Origin of the sequence: Cobetia sp. D5, from assembly GCF_035666195.1 — a bacterium.
In the GTDB taxonomy this organism is placed as follows: domain Bacteria; phylum Pseudomonadota; class Gammaproteobacteria; order Pseudomonadales; family Halomonadaceae; genus Cobetia; species Cobetia amphilecti.
The window spans coordinates 3514457-3536039 of record NZ_CP142020.1 but is presented as its reverse complement, the minus strand read 5'-3'; the positions used below and the strand labels follow the sequence as shown (position 1 = coordinate 3536039).

The following is a 21583-nucleotide window of genomic DNA, read 5'->3' as shown; positions in this document are numbered from 1 at the left end:
CACATGGCGTGGGGAGAGGGCGCTGCAGCGGCTTTCAGAAAAGCGTATCGGACCTGCTCAAGCGTCGAATCTGCTTCAGGGGGTGCATGCTGTCGCGCGACGCTTCAGCACGTCCGATACCACGACGGCCCCGCCTCGCAGGCAGGGCCGTCGTGTCATGCACGGCTGAAAGGCGCGTGCCCCGAAGGGCCGGGCTTCTCAGTCGTACAAGGCGAAATCAACCGCGCGGGCAGATTTCGTTGTCGCCGAAGAAGTAGGCGATTTCGCGAGCAGCAGATTCCGGCGCGTCAGAACCGTGAACGGCGTTGGCGTCGATGGAAGTAGCGAAGTCTGCACGGATGGTGCCGGCTTCTGCTTCCTTCGGGTTGGTAGCGCCCATCAGGTCGCGGTTCTTGGTGATGGCGTCTTCGCCTTCCAGCACCTGGATCATGACCGGGCCGGAAGTCATGAAGCCGACCAGCTCACCGAAGAAGCCACGTTCGCTGTGCTCAGCGTAGAAGCCTTCGGCCTGTTCCTTGGACAGGTGAACCATCTTGGAAGCGACGATCTGCAGACCGGCCTTCTCGAAGCGAGAGTAGATTTCGCCGATCACGTTCTTGGCAACGGCATCCGGCTTGATGATGGACAGAGTACGCTGAGTCATGGTGAATCTCCTGAGACAAGCTTTGAAGAGCCGCACGGCAGATGCCGAACGGCGGAAAACGGGCTCTGTCGGCATGCGCGCGACAAAAGTGGGCGGCATTATAGCGGCAAGTGCCACCGGCTGCATCCATCATGCCTGAGTCGCATGACGCGCAGATGGCAAGCGCCTCGTCGGCATGGGCTGGCGAGGCGCTGGGGGTCGGCTCGGACGTTGCGCTTGGCCTGGACGCTGAAGCTTGGTCTACACGCTGAAGCTCTCGCCACAACCACACTCGTCCTTGACGTTGGGGTTGTTGAAGCGGAAGTAGCGGTTCAGGCCGTCCTTGACGTAGTCCACTTCGGAGCCGTCGAGCACGTTGAGGGCTTCGGTGTCGACATAGACGGTGGCGCCGTGATCGACGAAGACGGCGTCTTCCTCGTTGACCTCGTCAGCGAAGTCGAGCACGTAGCTGTAGCCGGAGCAGCCGCTGGGCTTGACCGAGACACGCAGGCCGAGGCCGTGGCCGCGCTCGGCCAGCACGACGCGGATCTGGTCGGCGGCGGAGGAGGAAATCGACAGATGTGCCATGAGCAGTCTCCCGGGTCAGGCGCGCAGCGACGTCAGGGCATGCCTGAGTTCGCCGAGCGCGGATTCGATGTCGGCAGCGGTGGTGAAACGACCGAAGCTGAAGCGCAGTGATGCCAGCGCCAGCGGACGGGGCACCCCGATGCCGGTGAGGACGAACGACGGTTCGACACTGGCGGAATTGCAGGCCGAGCCGGTGGAAATCGCGATGCCGCGCAGCGCCATCAGCATCGCCTCGCCATCCACGCCCTCGAAGGCGAGATTGACGATGTTGGGCGCGCTGACCTCTATATCGGTATTGAAGTGCACGCCTTCAAGGCCGGCAAGCCCGGCGACGAACTGATCACGCAGCGCGACGAGGTGCTGATGATCGGCGTCGAACTGCTCGGCGCTCAGGCGGTAGGCCTCGCCCATGCCGACGATCTGATGGGTCGGCAAGGTGCCGGAACGCATGCCGCGCTCATGACCACCGCCGTGGATCAGGGCATCGACCTTGATCTGCGGCTGGCGACGCACGTACAGCGCGCCGATGCCCTTGGGGCCGTAGGCCTTGTGGGCGGACAGTGACAGCATGTCGATGGGCTGACGGCTGACATCGATCTGCACCTTGCCGGGCGCCTGGGCGGCATCGACATGGAAGGCCGCGCCATGCGAGTGGGCGATGTCGCCCAGCGCATCCAGGTCATTCAGGCTGCCCAGCTCGTTGTTCACCGCCATCAGCGATACCAGGATGGTGTCGCTGCGCAGGGCGTCGCGCAGGCTGTCCGGGCTGATGCGGCCGTCAGGCTGCGGCGCGATGCGCGTGACCTCGAAGCCTTCCGCTTCCAGCGCACTGGCGGTATCCAGAATCGCCTTGTGCTCGATGGTCGAGGTGATCAGATGGCGGCCACGCGCGGCATTGGCACGCATGTAGCCGGTCAGCGCCAGATTGTCGGCTTCGGTGGCACCGCTGGTCCAGACGATCTCACGCGGGTCGGCACCGATCAGCTCGGCGACCTGACGTCGTGCGCCCTCGACGGCCTGTTCGGCCAGCCAGCCCGGCATGTGACTGCGCGAGGCCGGATTGGCGAAGGTGCCGTCCTGCGTCAGGTGACGCATCATCAGCTCGGCGACGCGCGGGTCGACGGGCGTGGTGGCGGCATAGTCAAGGTAGATCGGCTGGGACATGGTGACTTCCTGAAGACACGACAGACAGTGATGACGGTGAACGTGATGAAGACGATCTCGAAGGCGATGGGGCGCGGCGAGCATCGCCTGGCCGTGCTCAGCCTGGCTGGCAAACGCCGCTCAGCTGCCTTGCATGACGGTGATCGGTGTCGGCTCGCACGCCTTGCGCTGACGACTGGCGATCTGGCGAATCTCTTCGCGCGCGACCAGGTCGGCCAGGCTGATGCCGTCGAGAAAACCGTGGATCTCGTCGGACAGATCACACCACAGATGGTGCGTCAGGCAGGTGTCACCGGCCTGGCAGTCCGACATTCCCTGACAGCGTGTGGCATCGACTGACTCGTTGACGGCGTCGATGATGCACGCCACCGAGGTGGTCTCGAGTTCGGTATCCAGCAGATATCCGCCACCGGGGCCACGCACGCTCTTGACCAGGCCTGCGCGCCGCAGACGCGCAAACAGTTGCTCCAGATACGACAGCGAGATGCCCTGGCGTACGGAAATATCGGCCAGACAGGTCGGGCCGCAACTGGCATGCAGGGCCAGATCGAGCATCGCGGTGACGGCGTAGCGTCCCTTGGTGGTCAGGCGCATGACAGAGTCCGTGAGCAGATGGAGCCTGCGACGTTGAGGACGAGGCCGGGCGTAGTCGCCGCCTCTGGCGAGACGGCGTATCAATGCGCCCCATTATGGTGGGGTGGTCTGGCGGGGTCAATCCCGACTGAATTGGTCAACTTTAGCCATGCTGACGTTCAGCGGGCTCCTGCGTATCGCTTGCCTGCTCGGTCGGCGGCTGCTCAGTTGGTGCCTGCTGGGGCGAGGTCTGCTCGGAACTGGAGGCTGCCCGGGCCTTGGGTGAGGTGCTGCCCTGGGCCGCGGCCACGTCAGCGACGGTCGTCTCGCCGCCGCAGGGCCCCAGTTCATCGATCAGCTGGGCGAAGTCAGCATCGTCGAGCTCGGGCAGGCGCCCGGCGCGATAGCTGGCATCCAGCTTGCGCAGCGTGCCGCACATCTGTTCGATGCGCTTGTCCACGGCATGCATGTGATCGAGCATCGCGTGCATGGAGCGCGCGACCGGATCGGGCATGTCCTGGCCCATGCCGTAGGCATCGAAGCCGAACTTCTCCTTCATGGCCTCGCGGCTTTCCGGGTCGACTGACGGTTCCTCTGCCACATCCGGCTCGGCGCGCTTGACGATCTTGCCGGGAATGCCGACGACGGTGGCGCCGGCAGGCACTTCACGCGTGACCACGGCATTGGAGCCGACCTTGGCGCCGGCACCGACGGTGAACGGGCCGAGAATCTTGGCGCCGGCACCGACGATGACACCATCGCCGAGGGTCGGGTGGCGCTTGCCGGCGTTCCAGGTGGTGCCGCCGAGAGTGACGCCGTGATAGAGGGTCACGTCATCGCCGATCAGGGCGGTCTCGCCGATCACGACGCCCATGCCGTGGTCGATGAAGAAGCGCCGACCGATGGTGGCACCCGGGTGGATCTCGATGCCGGTCAGCCAGCGCATCAGGGTCGAGCCGGTGCGCGCCAGCCATTTGGCGTTGTGGCGCCATAGCCAGTGATTGATGCGATGGGCCACCAGCGCATGCAGGCCCGGATAGTTGGTCAGGACTTCAAAGAAGTTGCGCGCCGCCGGGTCACGGGCAAACACGCTATCGATGTCTTCACGCAGTCGAGTGAACATGGCGTGTCCTCAGGAAGTGCGGTTGGCCGTGTCGGCTTGTGCCAGGCGAACCTGCTTGTCCACCGCGGAAAGAATGCCGCGCAGAATGTTGATTTCCATGCTGTCCGGACGTGCGCGCAGATAGAGGCGACGCAGGCGTGCCATCAGCTGGCGCGGCTGTTCCGGATCGAGGAAGTCGACGCTGATCAGTGTCTTCTCGAGATGCTCGAACAGGCGCTCGAGGTCGGCATGGCTGGCCAGCGGGCTGTCCCAGTCGATGCCGAACGGCTGGTCATCCTCGGCACGCGGCGTCTCGCCGGCGGCTTCCTGGTCGGCCAGCCACGCCTGGCGGCACTCATAGGCCAGCACCTGCACCGCCGCGGCCAGATTCAGCGAGCTGAAATCCGGATTGGTCGGGATGTGCACGTGGCGGTGGCAGCGCTGCAGCTCTTCATTGGAGAGCCCGGAATCCTCGCGGCCGAAGACGATGGCCACGCGGGCATCCGGCAGGCGGGCTTCATCGGCCAGGGTGGCACCGAAGGCGCGCGGCGTGATCATCGGCCACGGCAGGTTGCGCGAACGTGCGCTGCAGCCGACCACCAGACTGCAATCCGCCACGGCCTCTTCCAGCGTCTCGTGCACCGAGGCGCTGGCGACGAGTGCATCGGCACCCGAGGCGCGTGAGGCGGATTCCTGGCATTGCACCTGACATCGCGGCGCGACCAGTGCGAGATCGGCCAGGCCCATATTGAGCATGGCGCGGGCTGCACCACCAATGTTGCCGGGATGGCTGGTGCCAATCAGGACAATGCGCAGACGTTCAAGCATGAGGACTTCCAGGATAGCAATTGAAGGGCGGGTCGGCCGACGCGGCTGGCGCAGTGCGTGATCCGCATACGCAGACTCAGCGATAAATCGCGCGTCAGGACCCGATATCCTAGCATGAAGCCGCGTCAGGGAGCAGTTTCCCGCCGGTGTTGAGGGCAAGAGCGGCGCGAGGGAGGCGCGCGCGGGCAGGGCGCAGGGAGGCGAAGCGCAGGCAGAGGGTGGCCGCAGGCAATGGCGGCTCGAGCCGAGCTCTGATAGACTACGCCGTCCCGTCATGTCGCAACATGTGTTCGCCCTCGCTGGCGCCGCGTGCTGTGGCGGCTGGCAGCCTGCATACATTGCACTATGCAGCGCGCCCCGCGCCGTATCAGGATTCCTGTACGGGCTACATGACCGCCTGATCTGATTGCACCCAGTTTCGCTCGATCCGTGTTGCGCCGCGTTGATGTCTCACGCGCCGTGGCACCCGTTCTTTAACAGCTCCCGACTCGTCAAGGCCTTGATCATGCATCCGATGGTCCAATTTGCGCTGCGTGCTGCACGCGGTGCCGCAGAGCAGTTCGTCCGTGCTCGTGAACGTATCGAAGTCGCCCGTGGCGACAACGATCTCGACACCTTCATTGCAGACACTGCACGTCGCGCCGAAGCGCACATCGTGCGTCAGCTGGAGCGCGGTTATCCGCAACACGGTCTCTCCGGCCGTTATACCGACCATCGCGATGGTGAAGGTCAGGGCTCTGACTACCACTGGCGCATCGAGCCGGTGCACGGTTACTCCAACCTGGCATCCGCGGCCTCCGGCTTCGCGCTGTCCGTGGTCTGCCTGTTCAAGGGCCGTGCCGAGCACGCCGTGGTCATCGCACCGTTCACTGACGAAGAGTACATCGTCAGCCGCGGTCGTGGCGCCCAGCACTCCGGTCACCGTATCCGCGTGACCAACGCCACCTCCATCGAAGGTGCGCGTCTGGCGATGGGCCTGCCGGAAAGCTGGCAGCGTCCGCGTCACCTGCCGACCTACCTCTCCATCGTTCAGCAGGTCGGCCCGCAGGTCGAGATGCTGCGCACCAGCGGCTGTGCGCTGCTGGACGTGCTCGAGCTGGCCTCTGGTCGCGTCGATGCCGTCTATGTGCTGGGTCTGGATGCCGGTGACAGCGAGATCGTCAGCCTGTTCCTGAAGGAATGTGGCGCGCTGGCAGGCAGTGCCGACGGCACGCCGGTCGTGGTTGCCGAAGGCACCCTGATGGCCGCTGGCGCGCGTCTGTACAAGGCGCTGGCGCAGACCATGCAGCCGCACCTGTAAGACCCTGCAAGACGACGTGACCTGACAGCCTTCGGGGCCGTCTGGAGAACGAAAAAAACCCCACCTCGCATGAGGTGGGGTTTTTTTGTGCCTGGCGATCCGTGCCGAGCTTAACGAGCGGAGGCGCTTACGGCGCGCCGTCCTCGAACTGCTCCTTGGGCGGGGGGATCAGATCCACACGCTGCAGGCCGACCACCAGCAACAGCGCCGCTGCCACGTAGATGGACGAGAAGGTCCCCGCGACCACACCGATGATCAGCGCGATGGCGAAGTTGTGGATCATGTCACCGCCGAGGAAGAACAGCGCCAGCAACACCAGCAAGGTGGTGCCGGAGGTGGACAGCGTGCGTGACAGCGTCGCGTTGATGGCGTCATTGAAGATCGACGGCATGTGATCGGTACGCGATTTGCGAATGTTCTCGCGAATGCGGTCGTAGACGATGATGGTGTCGTTCAATGAGTAGCCGATCACGGCCAGCACCGCGGCCAGTACCGTCAGGTCGAAGTCGAGTCCGAACAGGGCGAAGATGCCCAGCAGGATGATGACGTCGTGACCCAGCGAGATGAGTGCGCCGAGGGCGAACTTGTACTGGAAGCGGAAGGCCACGTAGACCATCACCACGGCCAGGGCGAGCAGCATGCCGAGACCGGACTGGTCACGCAGCTGATCACCGACCTGGGCGCCGACGAACTCGGCGCGGATCAGGTTGACGCTGTCACCGGTGGCCTGCAGATGCGCCACGATGTCATTGCCGATGCCGGCTTCGAAGCTCTGCTGCAGACGCACCAGAATCTCGTTGCTGGCACCGAAGGTCTGGACCGAGACATCCTTGTAGCCGGCGGCTTCGAGTGTCTGGCGCACGCTCTCCAGCGCCGGTGCCGCCTGGTATTTCACTTCCACCAGGGTGCCGCCGGTAAAGTCGAGGCCCAGGTTCAGGCCATGAATCACAAGGGCGCCAATGGCCACGATCGTCAGCACGATGGAGACGATGAAGGCCGCGCGCCGCTTGCTCATGAAGTCAAACTGTCGCATCACGATGGCCCCTCAGATCCAGAGTTTCTTGAGTGTCTTGCCACCAATGGCAAGATTGATGATGCCGCGCGAGACCATGATCGCCGTGAACATCGACGTCAGGATGCCGATGGACAGCGTCACCGCGAAGCCCTTGACCGGGCCACTGCCGATGGAGAACAGGATCACCGCGACCAGCAGGGTGGTGATGTTGGCATCGACGATGGAGGTGAAGGCGCGCTCGAAGCCGGTGTGCACGGCCTGATGCAGCGGCATCTTGGAGCGCATTTCCTCGCGGATACGCTCGAAGATCAGCACGTTGGCATCCACCGCCATACCTAGCGTCAGCACGATACCGGCGATACCCGGCAGCGTCAGGGTGGCGCCCAGCATCGACATCGCGGCTATCAGGATCGCCAGGTTGGCGGTCAGGGCCACGTTGGCGACGACACCGAAGGCCTTGTAGCGCGCCAGCATGAACAGCACGACCAGCAGCAGGCCCAGCTCGACGGACAGGATGCCGCGCGAGATGTTCTCGGCACCGAGGCTCGGGCCGATGGTGCGTTCCTGCACGAAGTAGATCGGCGCGGCCAGTGAGCCGGAACGCAGCAGCAGCGACAGCTCCTTGGCTTCCGTCGGCGAGTCGAGGCCGGTGATGCGGAAGCTGTTGCCCAGTGCACTCTGGATGGTCGCCAGGCTGATCAGCCCCTTCTCGGTGTACGGGATGCGCTTCTCGACCTTCTCGCCGTCTTCCATCACGGTGCGCGTGCGGGTCTTGTGCTCGATGAACAGCACCGCCATGTTGCGGCCGATCGCGGCACGCGTGACGCGGTTCATGATCGAGCCACCGGTTCCGTCCAGGTTGATGTTGACCTGCGGACGGCCGCTTTCATCGAAGCTGGTGCTGGCGCTGGAGACGCTGTCACCGCTGATGATCACGTCCTTCATGATGTTGGCGGTGCGGCTCGGCTGGTTGCGGAACGCGAAGCTCTCCATCTCGCTGGCCGGCGTGTCGCTGGCCGCTTCCAGACGGAATTCGAGGTTGGCGGTGGCACCCAGTACGCGCTTGGCGGCGGCCGTGTCCTGCACGCCCGGCAGCTCGACCACGATGCGGTTCGGGCCCTGGCGCTGAACCAGCGGCTCGGACACGCCCAGCTCGTTGACGCGATTGCGGATCGTGGTCAGGTTCTGGTTGACCGCGTAATCCTGAATCTCCTTGACGGCGGCAGCGGTCAGGGTGAGGTCCAGTACGGCCCCACGCTCGACATCGCGCTCGTCGTATTCGAAGTTCTGGAAGTCGCGCGAGATCAGTGAGCGCGCCTTCGAACGGTCTTCCTCATCGGAGAACGTCAGGCTCAGGGTACCGTCGTCGACTTCGCTGCCGCGGTAGCGGATACGCTCCTCGCGCAGGGTTTCCTTGATGGCGCTGGCGTTGACTTCCAGGCGCTGCTTGACCGCGGCGTCCATGTCGACTTCCAGCTGGAAGTGGACACCACCACGCAGGTCAAGGCCCAGCTTCATCGGTGAGGCACCGAGGCTGGCCAGCCACGACGGCGTGGCGTCGGCCAGGTTCAGCGCGACGATGGCGTCATCGCCGAGCGTCTCGCTGATCAGTTCCTTGGCGCGCAGCTGCTGGTCGTTGCTGGTAAGGCGAATCAGGCCGGTGGAACCGTTGAGTTCCCCGGATTTGGGCGTGATGCCGGCGTTTTCGAGGGCACTGGTGGCGCGATCGAGGTCTTGCTGGTCGATGGCCTCGGCGCCGCTGGCGGCACTGATCTGCACTGCCGGGTCTTCGGGGTAGAGATTCGGCAATGCGTAGATCACGCCGACGGCAAGTACCAGGCAGATCACCAGGTACTTCCAAAGCGGATAGCGGTTGAGCATGGCAGCCCTGTCCTTGGTGGAGCGGGAGAGAAAAGCATGCTGCCGGCACAGGGGCCGGCAGCAGGAGGGATCAGATGGACTTGATGGTGCCCTTCGGCAGGACTGCAGCCACGGCAGACTTCTGCACGTTGACTTCGTTGCCTTCGTTCAGCTCCATGGTGATGAACTGCTCGCTGACCTTGGTGATGCGGCCAACCAGGCCACCACCGATGACGACTTCGTCACCCTTGGCCAGGTTGCCGATCAGGTTCTTGTGTTCCTTGGCGCGCTTGGACTGCGGACGCCAGAGCAGGAAATAGAAAATGACCACGAAGCCGACCAGCATGACGATCTGGCCGATGGCGCCGCCGCCGGCGACAGCCGCTTCGGCTTCCGCGTGTGCGGCAGGAATCAGGAATTCCAGCATGTGTATCTCCAGAGGTTACGAGTGAACTGTTGTTATGCAATGAGCGTGATTCAGGCTCTTCTTCACGTCTGGCTCGAGTCGAATATCAAGACGACCGGAGGATTTGGCCCCCGGTCGTCATTCGCCTCGATCAGTCGGCCAGCGGCGGCACCGGCAGGCCGCGCGCGGCATAGAACTGTTCCACGAAGTCCTGCAATGTACCCGCTTCAATTGCACCGCGCAAACCAGCCATCACGGTCTGGTAGTAGCGCAGATTGTGGATGGTGTTGAGCATCGAGCCGAGCATTTCTCCACAGCGATCAAGGTGATGCAGATAGCCGCGCGAGAAATTGGTGCAGGTGTAGCAATCGCAGTCCGGGTCCAGCGGTGAAGTGTCACGCTTGTGGACGGCGTTGCGGATCTTGACGGTGCCCGTCGGCGTGAACAGGTGACCGTTGCGCGCGTTGCGGGTCGGCATCACGCAATCGAACATGTCGACGCCACGCCGCACGCCCTCGACCAGGTCTTCCGGCTTGCCGACGCCCATCAGATAGCGCGGCTTGTCTTCCGGCATCCACTCGGGGAGGTAGTCGAGAACCTTGATCATCTCGTCCTTGGGCTCGCCCACGGACAGGCCGCCGATGGCGTAGCCGTCAAAATCGATCTTCTTGAGACCCTCGAGGGACTTCTCGCGCAGGTCCGGATACATGCCGCCCTGAATGATACCGAACAGCGCCGACGGCGAGTCGCCATGCGCGTCGTAGGAGCGCTGCGCCCAGCGCAGGGACATCTCCATCGACTTGCGCGCTTCATCATGGGTGGCCGGATACGGCGTGCACTCATCGAAGATCATCACGATGTCGGAGCCCAGCGAGCGCTGCACCGCCATCGATTCTTCCGGGCCCATGAAGACCTTGGAGCCATCGACCGGTGAGCGGAAGTGAACGCCCTGTTCGGTGATCTTGCGCGTCTTGCCCAGCGAGAAGACCTGGAAGCCGCCGGAATCGGTCAGGATCGGCTTGTCCCACTGCGCGAAGTCATGCAGATCGCCATGCGCTTCGATGACTTCCGTGCCCGGGCGCAGCCACAGGTGGAAGGTGTTGCCGAGGATGATCTCGGCGCCGATGTCCTTGATGGACTCCGGCGTCATGCCCTTGACGGTGCCGTAGGTGCCCACCGGCATGAAGGCCGGGGTTTCCACGGTGCCGCGGGGGAAGGTCATGCGGCCACGACGTGCACGGCCATCGGTCGCGAGCTTTTCAAAGCTCATGAAGCATTCTTTACGCATGGTGCTCTCTTTGCTTGGCGGCGAAACAGGCCGCAGCTGGTGTGTCGATGCCACTATGCCGCAGCATAGCGCGGGGCGCGTTAACTGCGCATGACACGGCCCTCGGCGAATGCCGGGGCCATGTCAGAAGAGGGGATTCAGGCGCGTTCCAGCAGCATGGCATCGCCATAGCTGAAGAACTGGTAGCGCTCTTCCACCGCCGCCTGATAGGCCGCCATGGTGTGCTCGTAGCCGGCGAAGGCCGAGACCAGCATCAGCAGGGTCGATTCCGGCAGATGGAAGTTGGTGATCAACAGATCCACCACCTGCCATTCGTAGCCCGGGTAGATGAAGATGTCGGTATCGCCGGAGTAGGGGGCCAGCTCACCAGCGTGGGCCTTGGCGGCGCTCTCGAGGCAGCGCACGCTGGTGGTGCCGACGGCGACCACGCGGCGACCGGCGGCGCGGGCACGGGCGATCTTGTCGCAGGCTTCCTGACCGACCTCGATCCACTCGCTATGCATGTGGTGCTCGAGAATGCTGTCGACGCGCACCGGCTGGAAGGTGCCGGCGCCGACATGCAGGGTGACGAAGGCGGTCTCGATGCCTTTCTCGGCCATGGCGGCCATGATCGGCTCATCGAAGTGCAGGCCCGCCGTCGGGGCGGCCACGGCGCCATCGCGCTTGGCATAGACCGTCTGATAGCGCTCGCGATCCGACAGTTCGTCATCCCGAGTGATATAAGGCGGCAGCGGCATGTGGCCGTGCTGGTTGAGCAGCTCGATCATCGGCGTCTCGCCGTGGAAGCGCAGCTCGAACAGCGCCTCCTGACGGCCTTCGACCACGGCCGTGATGCCGCCTTCGAAGATCAGCTCGGTACCTGGCTTGGGCGACTTGCTGGAGCGGATGTGCGCCAGGCCACGATGGGCGTCCAGCGGACGCTCCAGCAGCATCTCGATCTTGCCGCCGGAGGCTTTCTGACCATGCAGGCGCGCGGGGATCACGCGGGTGTCGTTGAACACCACGATATCGCCGGGTTCCAGCTGCTCGAGCAGATCCGGGAAGCGGCGGTGCACGATCTCGCCGCTCTTGCCATCCAGATGCAGCAGCCGGCAATCGCTGCGCTGCTCTGACGGGTAGCGGGCAATCAGCTCATCCGGCAGGCTGAAATCGTAATCGCTGCGCTGCATCGGGCGCGCGTCGTTAGGTGTGGCAACGCCCGAGGCATCACCGGAATCGATACGTGACATGGCCAACCTGACACTCTGATAACACGAGGCGCGTGGTGCGCTCCGTGGCATGCGTACATGCACAATGGGGAGATGCCGCCCTGAGACACTGGCGCTCTCGTCGCGAGCGCATGACTCCCTTTCTGCGGGTGGGGCAGTCAGGTGCGACACTCTCGAGGCTTTGGCTGTCCGGGCAGACGAAAAAGGTCGCTCATGATACCCAATGCCATCGTCCACGCGAAGACCCGTTTGCGGGAGACACGCCTCAGTCCACTGCGGCGTGGGGTGTGAGGAAGCGCTCCATGTGTCTGATCTGACGCCAAAACTCGTTGACCTTGGCGCAATGTCCCGTATAATTTCGCTCCGTTGCCGGTGTGGCGGAATTGGTAGACGCAGCGGATTCAAAATCCGCCGCTTAATAGGCGTGTCGGTTCGAGTCCGACCACCGGCACCAGAATTGAAAAAGTCGCTTTCGAGCGGCTTTTTGCGTTTCTGGCTCCCGCCGATTCATCTCCCTTGTGGTTCTTCGCTCGCTCTCTGTCTCTGCCCCGAATACCAGTCCTTGCTTATTCCTTCACGCTTCGCCTGTCATGGCGCTGGCGATGGCAGCTGCTTGTCTGTGCTCTGTACGTGACGGCAGGGGCCCAGACACAGGAAAGCCCCGAACGAATGTCGGGGCTTTCCTGTGTCTCGTGCATCCAGTCGGCGGCTCACGCCTGTTGTGGAACGCTCTTCACGCGTCGATAGATGCTGTTGCTGGCGAGGGAGGGGGCGAGGAGTGCGATGCGGGTGTTCTGGATCGCGAGTTCCTGGCGCAGGGTAAACCACATGCCGACGTATTCATGGCAATCCTGGCAGTGCACCAGGTGGTCGGCCGATGGGGTGTGGTACTGATACTCCATCTTCAGGCCGGAGCATGCCGGACAACACAGTGCGGCTTGAGCTTTCCCTTCCATGTCTCCTCTCCTTCTCAGCAATTGACTGAATCTGGTGAGGTGCAGCGTAGTGGTCTCTTTCCTTGAGTTCGCAAACCTGCCAGTCATCAAGGCCCATGAATCAATCGCTCAGACTCATGGATCTTGCTGGCCGGGGAGTGAAGCTTCCCATGCTTGCGCGTCATCCTCTGACAGGGCCTGTCCCTGGCTGCACTTCCTGTGCACTTGGCCCGTCACTACGCTGAACCTGCCGCTCTTCCTGAGCAGCGATCGGGCGTTACTGGCCCGCAAGAATCTTGTACACCTTTCAGAAACTGACTGAATTCGGTGTCATTCAGCGTAGTGCTCTCTTTCCCTGAGCTCGCAGGCTTGCCAGTCATGAAGATTCGTAAACCTACCCGCTCAGGCTTACGAATCTTCCTGGCTAAGGAGCGAAGTCCCCAAGCCTGCGCGTCATCCTTTGACAGGGCCTGTCCCTGGCTGCACTTCCTGTGCACTTGGCCTGTCACTACGCTGAACCTGCCGCTCTTCCTGAGCAGCGGTACAGACGTTACTGGTTATCATAAACTTGTACAATGTCTAATTTGTTGCACAAGTTTTCAAATGTGTAAATTTCTGTACTTTATTATGTTCTCATATAAATCCATGCACGACGGCCGCCTTCGAGGGCGGACTGTCCAGCCCGTGTGACACCCATCGTGAGGGGCATGTCCAGGTCGTCCATATGGCCTGCTGCCGCATCAGCATGGCGCTTGATACACTCGACTGCGTCTGCCTGAAGACTTGGTGGGAGTCGTATGTGCCCGATGCTCTCATCCCTTGAGCAGCGCCGGATGGGTAGGGCGGGCCCCATCGCGAGCGCCGGGCTACTGTCAGGTGATCCCCCAGGTGTATGTCCGAGGCCGGCGCAGTGTCGCTTTCACCAATTGACTGGAACATGGAATGACCTTCATGCATTGGATGCCGCTGAATCTGTGGTTGTCACTGGTTGCGCTATGCGCGATGGGGGCGATGTCGCCCGGACCGAGTCTGGCGATGGTGCTGCGCCATACCCTGGGCGGCGGGAGGAGTGCGGGGGTCGCCGCCGGTATCAGTCATGCGCTGGGAGTCGGGTTGTATGCCGCGCTGACTGCCTGGGGGCTCGGCGCCTTGATCGTTCATTATCCGGGCGTCTTCCAGGCGATCATGCTGCTGGGCGCAGTCTATCTGGCCTGGTTGGGGTTCAAGGCGCTGCGGGCAGGTCGCGGTGGAGCGCTGGAGGCGCAGGCCGTCACGACGTCCCGTTCCATGGCGATACGCGATGGTTTCATGGTGGCGCTGGCCAACCCCAAGTTGATCCTGTTCTTCGTGGCGCTGCTCAGTCAGTTGATCACGCCGGAGATGAGCGAGTCGGGCAAGTGGCTGGTCGTCGTGACGGCCATGGGCATCGACGGGCTCTGGTATGTGCTGGTGGCACTGGTGCTGTCGCACTCGCGGGTGCTGCCCTGGTTGCAGGCGCGCGCGATGTGGATCAACCGTCTGACGGGCGTGGTGTTGCTGGGGCTGGCGTTGCGGGTGGTCTGGGGGCTTTGAGACAGCCTGTCAGCCCGGTGAGGCTCTGGCGCTTCTTGAGAAAACGGCCCTGGCACCTTGTGTCAGGGCCGTTTTGCATGCGCGTTTCGCGGGTTGAGGCGTTTGTCGATAGAGGTGTTTGTCGATAGAGGCGTATGCACCGATGGCGTTACTCACTGAGCGACATCATCTCGGCGTAGTCCTTGACCGAGACCTCAAGGCTCGTGTCAGGTCTCGCCAGAAAATGCAGCGTCAGCGGCAGCTTGTCGCCTGCAGTGAGTGGCTGCGTCAGCCCGATCAGCATCAGGTGGGGGCCGCCGCCGGGAGCCATCGTCAGCGGCGCGTCAGGGGAAATCGCCAGTTGCTCGATTCTGTGCATCTGCATGCGCTCTTGCGTGACTTGCATGCTGTGCAATTCGACCGTGGCGGCCATCGGCGTGCTGGCGCCTGTCAGCATGGCATCGCCCTTTGCGATCGAAAGTGTCAGGTAGGCGGCCCCGGTCGTGGCACCCGGTGGCGTCGGTAGCGCAAAGGCTTGCTCGACATGGGGGGAGGCGGATGGGGGCTCCTGCGCAGTGGCGTGAACCGTGGCAAGGGAGAGCAGGGCTAGCGTCGCCAGCCATCTGCTGGCGGTGCTGGCGATGGTGCGAAGGGCGGTCAGGCCAGCCGATATCTGTCCGGCGCGTCGCGGCGCGCCATGTCCCTGGCGAGGTTGCCTCATGCTGTGCGCATCTCCTGTGTCGGTGTGTAAAGAGAATGACCATGGGAGCGGTCCATGATGCCAGTGTGGTGTTTTCTGACGTCGATGGCCTCTAGTGTAGAGGCTATTGCAGAGGGTTCTGTTTTAGGTGGTTTGCACGAATGCGAGCGTCGCCTGTTACCCGGGTGTGAAGGCAGGTGTCCGGGCCGCAGTTGAAGGCAGCTTCGTCGCATTCTGCTACCGTGGGACGCATTGGTCGATGCCATCCGGCGGTGTTGGTCGTCGCGGATGGCTATCGAAGTGATTCAAGGACAGGCAAGGAACAGGGAACGGTGATCCAGGACGAAATCATTCAGCTGGTCGATGCGCAGAATCGCCCTTGTGGCACGGCACCGCGTCGCTTGATGCGACGCTACCGCTATTGGCACCGTGCCACCTATGCATTCGTGCTCAATGGCCGCGGTGAGCTATGCATCCAGAAGCGTACCCTGAGCAAGGAAGTGTTCCCCGGCTATTTCGACCTCGCCAGTGGGGGTGTTGTCGGGGCCGGTGAGGCCGTGCAGGTGGCTGCCCGTCGCGAGCTGGAGGAAGAGATTGGCGTGCGCGGCGCGCCGCTCAAGCATTGTTTCGATTTCTGCTACACCGACGCGACCAACCATGTCTTCGGCAGTGCGTATCTGGTGCATTACGATGGCCCGCTGACGCTGCAGGCCGAAGAAGTGGCAGATGCCTTCTGGGTCACGCCTGCCGATGCGCTTGCGTTGCATCCTTCAACGCCTGATAGCCGTATGGCCCTTGAGCGCCTGATTCGTGAAGGCTTTCTGAGTGAGAGCCTGAGCCGATGATCTTCGCTTTTCCTTGTCGAGCTTGGGCAGCAACGCCGCTGGCCCTGCGTCATCTGGCGTGTGCTGCCCATCGTGATGGCCGCATCTCCTCCTCCCCACTTTGTTCTGGAGTCTTTGCATGAATGCCAAGGTATCGCCACAGCAGCTGGAAGAGGTGGAAGCCGCATTGTCGACCGTGCTGGCGGGCAAGCCGCGCCAGATCCGTCTGGCGCTCTGTTGTCTGCTGTGCCGTGGTCATGTCCTGATCGAGGACTTGCCGGGGCTGGGCAAGACGACGCTCGCCCAGGGGCTGGCGCGTCTGATCGGAGCGGACATGCAGCGGGTGCAGTTCACCAGCGATCTATTGCCCGCTGACATTCTCGGCGTGTCGGTATTCGACCCGCGTGAGGGCAACTTCCGCTTCCATCCCGGCCCGGTGTTCCACTCGCTGGTGCTGGCGGACGAGATCAACCGTGCCACGCCCAAGACGCAGAGCGCGTTGCTGGAGGCGATGGAAGAGCGTCAGGTGACGGTGGAAGGTGAGACCCGTCGCCTGCCAGAACCGTTCTTCGTGATCGCGACCCAGAATCCGCTTCAGCAATCCGGCACCTTCCCGCTGCCGGAGTCCCAGCTGGACCGCTTCCTGATGCGGCTGTCATTGGGCTACCCGGAACCCGCAGCCGAGCGCGAGATTCTCAAGGGCAATGCCGGGCGTCAGCATATCGAGGCGCTGCGACCCTTGTTGCCCGTCTCGGTGCTCAAGGAGTGGCAGGCCGCCGTGGACCGTGTGCGTCTGTCTGACCCGCTGCTGGATTATCTGCAGGCGCTGGTGGCGGCGACGCGCAGCTCGCCGGAAGTGGCCTATGGTCTCTCGACGCGCGGGGTGCTGGCGCTGGCCAGTGCTGCGCGTGGCTGGGCACTGCTGGCAGGACGCGACTATGTGCTGCCGGAGGATGTGCAAGCGGTCTGGGCGCCCGTCGTGGGGCACCGCCTCAGCGAAGGCAGTGTTGCCGAAGGTGAAGCCGTGGCGCGCCATCTGCTCGGGCAGGTGGCGGTGGTGCCTGCATGACCCAGGTGGCGAAGCCCGGCGCATGGACGCGCGTGAAAGCCCGCATGCTGCGCAAGATGTCGATTGGCGGAGGCGAGGCGCTTCATCATGCGCGCTTGATGATCTTGCCGACGCCCTTCGGGCTGTTCTGGGCGGTGCTGGTGATCCTGCTGCTGCTGTTGGGGATCAATTACGAGAACTCGCTGGCGCATGGTCTGTCCTTCTGGCTGTTCGCCGTGGCAGTGGTCAGCATCTTTCGCAGCTGGCGCAATCTGGCGGGTGTGCGAGTGCAGCTGATCGCCGATGGCGAGGCGTTTGCGGGCAATACATTGCGCGTCATGGTGCGCCTCACCGGTCGGGCTCGCTCGCATGCCATTGATGTGCGACTGGGAGAGGCGCGCCAGCGACTCGAGATCCATGACGGCGAAGGCAGTGCGACGCTGGAGCTGGCGGCCTTTCAGCGTGGCCAGTTCTCATTGCCGACGCTGACGCTGGAGTCGCGCTGGCCACTGGGACTGGTGCGCCTGTGGGCCTGGGTCGCGATCGACACGCCGGTCCTCGTCTATCCACAGCCAGAGCTTCCCTCCACCCCGCAGGGCAGTCGTCGTACGCTCGAGCAGATAGAGCAGGGCGATTTCGCCGGTCTGCGCCGCTATGTGCCGGGTGATGCGCCAGCGCATATCGCCTGGAAGCACTGGGGGCGCAGCGGCGAGCTGGTTACCAAGCGCTTCGAGACGCCTGCGCGTCCCTCGCTGTGGCTGGATTACGAGGCCTGTCGTGGCGACATGGAGCAGCGGCTTTCGGAGCTCACGGCACGCGTGCTGGCGGCGGAAGGCGCCCAGGCGACCTATGGTCTGCGGCTGCCGGGCCAGACATTAGCCATCGCCAGCGGCGGGGCGCATCGCCGTCGAGTGCTTGAGGCGCTGACGCTGTTCGGCGGCGAGCAGAGGTTGCCATGGTCCGCCCAGCTGGCGGCCAGTGAGGCCGCCGAGCGAGCCGGCGCGAGTCGTCCCTTGAGTCAGGAGGGCAGTGCATGAGCCTGTCGACAGCCAAGGCTTCCCCGGGACGCGCCTCCCTGGGCCGCTCCTCAAAGGACGAGCTCTCCAGTGGCGCATCTTCTCCCTCCTCCAGCGCCAGACGACGCTGGTGGCAGCGCAAACCTCTGACGCCTGACCAGGCATTGGGCTGGCTGGAGCTGCGCCACCTGTTCATCGGCCAGTGCCTGGTGCTGGCGCTGCATGTGCTGTGGATGCCGGTATGGCTTGCCCTGCCGGCCTTGCTGGCGGCGTTGTGGCGCTTTCAGCAACTCCGGGCGCGAGTTCCGCGCGCTGGCATCCTGTTGCGACTGGCGGCGGTGGCAATGGTCGCGGCGGGCCTGTTTCTCGAATACGGCCAGATGCTGCGCCTGGAGGCGATGATCGGCCTGCTGGTCGGCATCTATCTGCTCAAGCTGCTGGAGACGGACAGCCTGCGCGATGGTCGCGTGGTCTGCGGGCTGGGTTTCGTGGTGCTGGCGGCGGCCTTCCTGCATGACCAGGGGCCCTTGATGGCGGCGGCTTCGGTCATGGCCGCGGCGTGGCTGGTCGGCGGGCTGGTGTTGATCGCCGGTGCACGCGAACGTCGTGAGGCCATGCGGGAGACGGCCTGGCTGATGGGGCTGTCCCTGCCGCTGATGCTGGGCTTGTTCGTGCTCTTTCCCCGCCTGCCGCCGCTGTGGAACGTGCCGCAGCTCAACGAGGCCACCACGGGGCTTACCGACAGTGTCTCTCCCGGCGATATCGCCGCCCTGGGTCGCAGTGATGCCCTGGCGTTTCGGGCGCGTTTCGACAACGGACTGCCGGCGACCTCCCAGCGCTACTGGCGTGTGTATACCCTGAGCCTGTTTGATGGCGTGCGCTGGTCGCGCGCCACGCCGGAGCGTCTTCAGGAGGCACTGGGCGGGCCGGCCGAACGCTACGTTCAGCGCGGGACGCGTATGGAGGGGGAAGTCGCGCGTCATCGCTATGAGCTGCTGCTGGAGCCGGACCCGCGCCCCTGGCGGCCGAGTCTCGGCGCGCCACTGACGACCAGCCGCGAGGCCCGTTACCTGATCGACGGCACCCTTGAGGGGCTGGCGTCACTCAATACCCGCGAGCTGTTGGAGATGTCTTCCTCCGGCGCGCCACCGACAACGGCTCCGCAATGGATGCAGCGCCTTGATCAGCTGTTGCCCGATGATGGCAATCCGCGTGCCCGTGAGTTCGCTCGCGATCTGATGAGTGAGTCGGGGGGAGATCCTCAGGTCTTCCTGCAGCGCCTTTTCCAGTATTTCAATCGCCAGTCTTTCCACTACACCCTGACGCCACCGCGCCTCGAGGGGCTCAGCCGTGTCGATGATTTCCTGTTCGACAGCTTGCAGGGCTATTGCACCCATTACGCCTCTACCAGCGTTTTTCTGGCGCGCGCTGCCGGACTGCCGGCGCGTATGGTCGCGGGTTATCTGGGCGGCGAGGCACAAGGCGATGGCATCGGTGGGCCGCAGGAATTGAGCATCCGTCAGTATGACGCTCACGCCTGGGTCGAGGTGTTCCATGCCGGCCGCTGGCATCGATTTGATCCCACCGCGGCGGTGGCTCCCGAGCGAATCTCGCAGGGGGCGCTGAGTCTGCAGGGGCAGCCGGGCTTCATGGCCGATGCTGGCTTGCGCGCCTTCACGCTGAATAATTCATTGCTCAGTGATCTGAGACGGCAGTGGGAGCGTTTCGAATACCGCTGGCAACGCAGCGTGGTGGGGTTCCGTCTCGACGAGCAGCGAAATCTCTGGAAGCGACTGTTTGGTGACTTCCGCTGGGAGTGGTTTGTCTGGGGTGTGCTCGGGCTGCTGGCCAGTGTGGTGCTGGCAGGCGTGGCACTGGTGTTGTGGTCGGGTCGTGAGGTGTCAGCGCACGCAGGTGTGCGAGCCTACCGCAGATTGGTGAAGCGGCTGGAGCGTACGGGCCATGGCCCCCACGTGGGCGAGGCTCCCGGCAGCCACTTGCGCCGTATTGCCCAACAGCAGCCGCAGAATGTAAGAGTATTGTTACATTTGGCAGATTTGATTGAACAATGGCTATACAACGATGCTACGGTATTAGCGAGTTCTCATGGTGAAGCATCATCCTTGCGTAGTGTTCGGCGCCAGTGGTCTGTGCAGTCTCGCAAGATTCGCTAAATCACAATGATGACTTTTATGAGTGTTACTTATTGATTTAAAGAGGTTTTTCCGAATTAGATATCTCATCCTTGCAGCGCGATAGCGCTACTGAAAATTGCTAGGTTGCGGTAAGTGTTGTTGTGTATCAAAATGTAACTATCCGTTCTTGTCTATCATGCCATCGCTCCCCCTTCGCAGCATGATGCAGCACCTTTCCCCAGTAGGAGTATGTCCCCATGGTCCAGGTCATCCGCACAGAAGGCACAGTACTTGTTGTTTCCTCCTCCAGCGAGGCGCAGCGTGTCGTCAATGGAATGACGCTTGAACCAACAGCCACTCTGGTCGCACCGCAGGGCGCGATCGTGGTGCTGGAAGACGGCACCCAGCTTGTGGTGCCGCAGGGGGCGCCGATCGGCGTTGAGGTGTTGCTGGCCGAGTCGCGTGGGGAAGCGCCTGTTGACCCGGCAGTGGAAGCGTTGCGCGAAGCGATCGCTCGTGGCGAAGACCCGACCGCGATTCAGGAAGCTCCCGCAGCCGGTGAGAGTGGCGGTGCGCCGGGCAGCAGTCGTAGTGGTTTCCTGGATGCCTCTGGGGTGGGGCGTGAAGGGCGTGTCGAACGGACCTCCTATGAATATGAGGGCGGCTTTACCGACCCGGAATTCAATGATGAGGACGAAGATGGCCTGGGGCTGGATCTTGATCCGACACTGCCCACAGAGGTCGTGCTGTCCTTGTCGGTCGATGCACCGGCGCTGACCTCCGACACCACGCCGACCATCGTCGGTACCACCGATGCCGACGATGGCAGCACCGTCACGCTGGTCATCACCGACAGCGACGGCAACGAGCAGACCGTCACCGCGACGGTCGAGAACGGCACCTACAGCGTCGACGCCGAGACGCCGCTGAGCGAAGGCGAGTACAGCGTCGAAGCCTCGGTCACCGACCCGGCCGGCAACACCGCGACCAGCAATGATGTAGGCGAGATCGACGCAAGCGCGCCGGCGTTGACCGTTGATGCCCCCGCGCTGACCTCCGACACCACGCCGACCATCGTCGGCACTACCGATGCCGAAGACGGCAGCACCGTCACGCTGGTCATCACCGACAGCGACGGCAACGAGCAGACCGTCACCGCCACCGTCGAGAACGGCACCTATACGGTTGACGCTGAAACGCCGCTGAGCGAAGGCGAGTACAGCGTCGAAGCCTCGGTCACCGATCCGGCCGGCAACACCGCGACCAGCGATTATGTGGGCGAGATCGACGCAAGCGCGCCGGCGCTGACTGTCGATGCTCCGGCTCTGACCTCCGACACCACGCCGACCATCGTTGGCACCACCGATGCCGAAGACGGCAGCACCATCACGCTGGTCATCACCGACAGCGATGGCAACGA

Annotated in this window: 20 protein-coding genes and 1 tRNA gene (1 of these 21 only partly in view); 8 read left to right on the top strand and 13 right to left on the bottom strand. The window is 63.4% G+C overall.

Annotation, left to right across the window (positions count from 1 at the left end; translation table 11 throughout):
* Positions 1-217: 217 nt before the first annotated feature.
* From ndk to U0O11_RS14625, 6 genes are all read right to left on the bottom strand, one after another.
* On the bottom strand, positions 218-643 hold the full coding sequence (gene ndk / locus U0O11_RS14650; RefSeq protein WP_043333812.1) for a nucleoside-diphosphate kinase: 426 nt from the start codon (positions 641-643) through the stop codon (positions 218-220).
* 240 nt (positions 644-883) lie between these two features.
* Positions 884-1210 (bottom strand): HesB/IscA family protein, encoded by a 327-nt coding sequence (locus U0O11_RS14645; RefSeq protein ID WP_279836887.1) that lies wholly within the window; start codon positions 1208-1210, stop codon positions 884-886.
* A gap of 15 nt (positions 1211-1225) precedes the next feature.
* Positions 1226-2374 (bottom strand): aminotransferase class V-fold PLP-dependent enzyme, encoded by a 1149-nt coding sequence (locus U0O11_RS14640; protein ID WP_225347262.1) that lies wholly within the window; start codon positions 2372-2374, stop codon positions 1226-1228.
* Between the two features lie 120 nt (positions 2375-2494).
* A complete protein-coding gene (locus U0O11_RS14635; RefSeq protein WP_043333815.1) occupies positions 2495-2968 on the bottom strand; it encodes a Fe-S cluster assembly transcription factor in 474 nt (157 codons plus the stop codon).
* A gap of 142 nt (positions 2969-3110) precedes the next feature.
* Complete coding sequence (gene cysE, locus U0O11_RS14630; protein ID WP_215823443.1) at positions 3111-4070, bottom strand: serine O-acetyltransferase; 960 nt, start codon at positions 4068-4070, stop codon at positions 3111-3113.
* A gap of 9 nt (positions 4071-4079) precedes the next feature.
* Entirely contained in the window at positions 4080-4877 is a 798-nt protein-coding gene (locus U0O11_RS14625) for an RNA methyltransferase (protein ID WP_054556868.1), read from the bottom strand.
* A 505-nt stretch (positions 4878-5382) separates the two neighbouring features.
* On the opposite strand from U0O11_RS14625, the gene U0O11_RS14620 reads away from it, so the two are divergent.
* Complete coding sequence (locus U0O11_RS14620) at positions 5383-6177, top strand: inositol monophosphatase family protein (protein WP_043333816.1); 795 nt, start codon at positions 5383-5385, stop codon at positions 6175-6177.
* A gap of 127 nt (positions 6178-6304) precedes the next feature.
* Here U0O11_RS14620 and secF read toward each other — a convergent pair whose 3' ends face one another.
* The 5 genes from secF to queA form a co-directional block, all read right to left on the bottom strand.
* Positions 6305-7210: a protein translocase subunit SecF gene (secF, locus tag U0O11_RS14615; protein WP_279836888.1), complete on the bottom strand. Its 906-nt coding sequence runs from the start codon at positions 7208-7210 to the stop codon at positions 6305-6307.
* 12 nt (positions 7211-7222) lie between these two features.
* Positions 7223-9073: a protein translocase subunit SecD gene (gene secD / locus U0O11_RS14610; protein ID WP_054556870.1), complete on the bottom strand. Its 1851-nt coding sequence runs from the start codon at positions 9071-9073 to the stop codon at positions 7223-7225.
* Between the two features lie 70 nt (positions 9074-9143).
* Positions 9144-9479, bottom strand: a complete 336-nt coding sequence (yajC, locus tag U0O11_RS14605; protein WP_043333819.1) for a preprotein translocase subunit YajC — start codon at positions 9477-9479, stop codon at positions 9144-9146.
* A 130-nt stretch (positions 9480-9609) separates the two neighbouring features.
* Positions 9610-10728, bottom strand: coding sequence for a tRNA guanosine(34) transglycosylase Tgt (tgt, locus tag U0O11_RS14600; RefSeq protein WP_054556871.1), 1119 nt, complete (start codon positions 10726-10728; stop codon positions 9610-9612).
* A 155-nt stretch (positions 10729-10883) separates the two neighbouring features.
* Positions 10884-11915 (bottom strand): tRNA preQ1(34) S-adenosylmethionine ribosyltransferase-isomerase QueA, encoded by a 1032-nt coding sequence (gene queA, locus U0O11_RS14595; protein ID WP_279836894.1) that lies wholly within the window; start codon positions 11913-11915, stop codon positions 10884-10886.
* A 407-nt stretch (positions 11916-12322) separates the two neighbouring features.
* Here queA and U0O11_RS14590 point away from each other — a divergent pair.
* Positions 12323-12408, top strand: a tRNA-Leu gene (locus U0O11_RS14590).
* Between the two features lie 256 nt (positions 12409-12664).
* On the opposite strand, the gene U0O11_RS14585 is transcribed toward U0O11_RS14590, so the two are convergent.
* Complete coding sequence (locus U0O11_RS14585; RefSeq protein WP_279837496.1) at positions 12665-12910, bottom strand: hypothetical protein; 246 nt, start codon at positions 12908-12910, stop codon at positions 12665-12667.
* Between the two features lie 939 nt (positions 12911-13849).
* Here U0O11_RS14585 and U0O11_RS14580 point away from each other — a divergent pair.
* The gene (locus U0O11_RS14580) at positions 13850-14461 is read left to right on the top strand and encodes a LysE family translocator (RefSeq protein WP_279837512.1); all 612 of its coding nucleotides are present in this window, start codon (positions 13850-13852) and stop codon (positions 14459-14461) included.
* Positions 14462-14609: 148 nt separating this feature from the next.
* Here the strand turns inward: U0O11_RS14580 and U0O11_RS14575 are convergent, their stop codons facing one another.
* Positions 14610-15161, bottom strand: a complete 552-nt coding sequence (locus tag U0O11_RS14575; protein ID WP_279837495.1) for a copper chaperone PCu(A)C — start codon at positions 15159-15161, stop codon at positions 14610-14612.
* Positions 15162-15472: 311 nt separating this feature from the next.
* Here U0O11_RS14575 and U0O11_RS14570 point away from each other — a divergent pair, with 311 nt between their 5' ends.
* From U0O11_RS14570 to U0O11_RS14550, 5 genes are all read left to right on the top strand, one after another.
* Entirely contained in the window at positions 15473-15985 is a 513-nt protein-coding gene (locus U0O11_RS14570) for an NUDIX hydrolase (RefSeq protein ID WP_225347259.1), read from the top strand.
* Positions 15986-16103: 118 nt separating this feature from the next.
* Positions 16104-17033 (top strand): AAA family ATPase, encoded by a 930-nt coding sequence (locus U0O11_RS14565; protein ID WP_054556876.1) that lies wholly within the window; start codon positions 16104-16106, stop codon positions 17031-17033.
* Positions 17030-18049 carry a DUF58 domain-containing protein gene (locus U0O11_RS14560; RefSeq protein WP_279837494.1) on the top strand — a complete coding sequence of 340 codons (1020 nt, stop codon included), beginning with the start codon at positions 17030-17032 and terminating at the stop codon, positions 18047-18049. The genes U0O11_RS14565 and U0O11_RS14560 overlap by 4 nt, the downstream gene beginning before the upstream one ends.
* Complete coding sequence (locus tag U0O11_RS14555; RefSeq protein WP_279837493.1) at positions 18046-20202, top strand: transglutaminase TgpA family protein; 2157 nt, start codon at positions 18046-18048, stop codon at positions 20200-20202. Before U0O11_RS14560 ends, U0O11_RS14555 begins: the two co-directional genes overlap by 4 nt.
* Before the next feature lie 218 nt (positions 20203-20420).
* Positions 20421-21583, top strand: partial view of a VCBS domain-containing protein gene (locus U0O11_RS14550; protein WP_324690564.1) — the start only. The gene runs 26590 nt beyond the window's last position; only the first 1163 of its 27753 coding nucleotides appear in the window; its start codon is at positions 20421-20423; the stop codon falls past the right edge of the window.

Excerpts from the sequence above, each read along its gene's own strand:
- ndk (WP_043333812.1), bottom strand. The coding sequence starts at position 643 with ATGACTCAGCGTACTCTGTCCATCATCAAGCCGGATGCCGTTGCCAAG.
- secF (WP_279836888.1), bottom strand. The coding sequence starts at position 7,210 with ATGCGACAGTTTGACTTCATGAGCAAGCGGCGCGCGGCCTTCATCGTC.
- secD (WP_054556870.1), bottom strand. The coding sequence starts at position 9,073 with ATGCTCAACCGCTATCCGCTTTGGAAGTACCTGGTGATCTGCCTGGTA.
- U0O11_RS14555 (WP_279837493.1), top strand. The coding sequence starts at position 18,046 with ATGAGCCTGTCGACAGCCAAGGCTTCCCCGGGACGCGCCTCCCTGGGC.
- U0O11_RS14560 (WP_279837494.1), top strand. The coding sequence starts at position 17,030 with ATGACCCAGGTGGCGAAGCCCGGCGCATGGACGCGCGTGAAAGCCCGC.
- U0O11_RS14635 (WP_043333815.1), bottom strand. The coding sequence starts at position 2,968 with ATGCGCCTGACCACCAAGGGACGCTACGCCGTCACCGCGATGCTCGAT.
- U0O11_RS14575 (WP_279837495.1), bottom strand. The coding sequence starts at position 15,161 with ATGAGGCAACCTCGCCAGGGACATGGCGCGCCGCGACGCGCCGGACAG.
- cysE (WP_215823443.1), bottom strand. The coding sequence starts at position 4,070 with ATGTTCACTCGACTGCGTGAAGACATCGATAGCGTGTTTGCCCGTGAC.
- U0O11_RS14640 (WP_225347262.1), bottom strand. The coding sequence starts at position 2,374 with ATGTCCCAGCCGATCTACCTTGACTATGCCGCCACCACGCCCGTCGAC.
- yajC (WP_043333819.1), bottom strand. The coding sequence starts at position 9,479 with ATGCTGGAATTCCTGATTCCTGCCGCACACGCGGAAGCCGAAGCGGCT.
- U0O11_RS14580 (WP_279837512.1), top strand. The coding sequence starts at position 13,850 with ATGCCGCTGAATCTGTGGTTGTCACTGGTTGCGCTATGCGCGATGGGG.
- U0O11_RS14585 (WP_279837496.1), bottom strand. The coding sequence starts at position 12,910 with ATGGAAGGGAAAGCTCAAGCCGCACTGTGTTGTCCGGCATGCTCCGGC.
- U0O11_RS14645 (WP_279836887.1), bottom strand. The coding sequence starts at position 1,210 with ATGGCACATCTGTCGATTTCCTCCTCCGCCGCCGACCAGATCCGCGTC.
- queA (WP_279836894.1), bottom strand. The coding sequence starts at position 11,915 with ATGCAGCGCAGCGATTACGATTTCAGCCTGCCGGATGAGCTGATTGCC.
- U0O11_RS14620 (WP_043333816.1), top strand. The coding sequence starts at position 5,383 with ATGCATCCGATGGTCCAATTTGCGCTGCGTGCTGCACGCGGTGCCGCA.
- U0O11_RS14565 (WP_054556876.1), top strand. The coding sequence starts at position 16,104 with ATGAATGCCAAGGTATCGCCACAGCAGCTGGAAGAGGTGGAAGCCGCA.
- tgt (WP_054556871.1), bottom strand. The coding sequence starts at position 10,728 with ATGAGCTTTGAAAAGCTCGCGACCGATGGCCGTGCACGTCGTGGCCGC.
- U0O11_RS14625 (WP_054556868.1), bottom strand. The coding sequence starts at position 4,877 with ATGCTTGAACGTCTGCGCATTGTCCTGATTGGCACCAGCCATCCCGGC.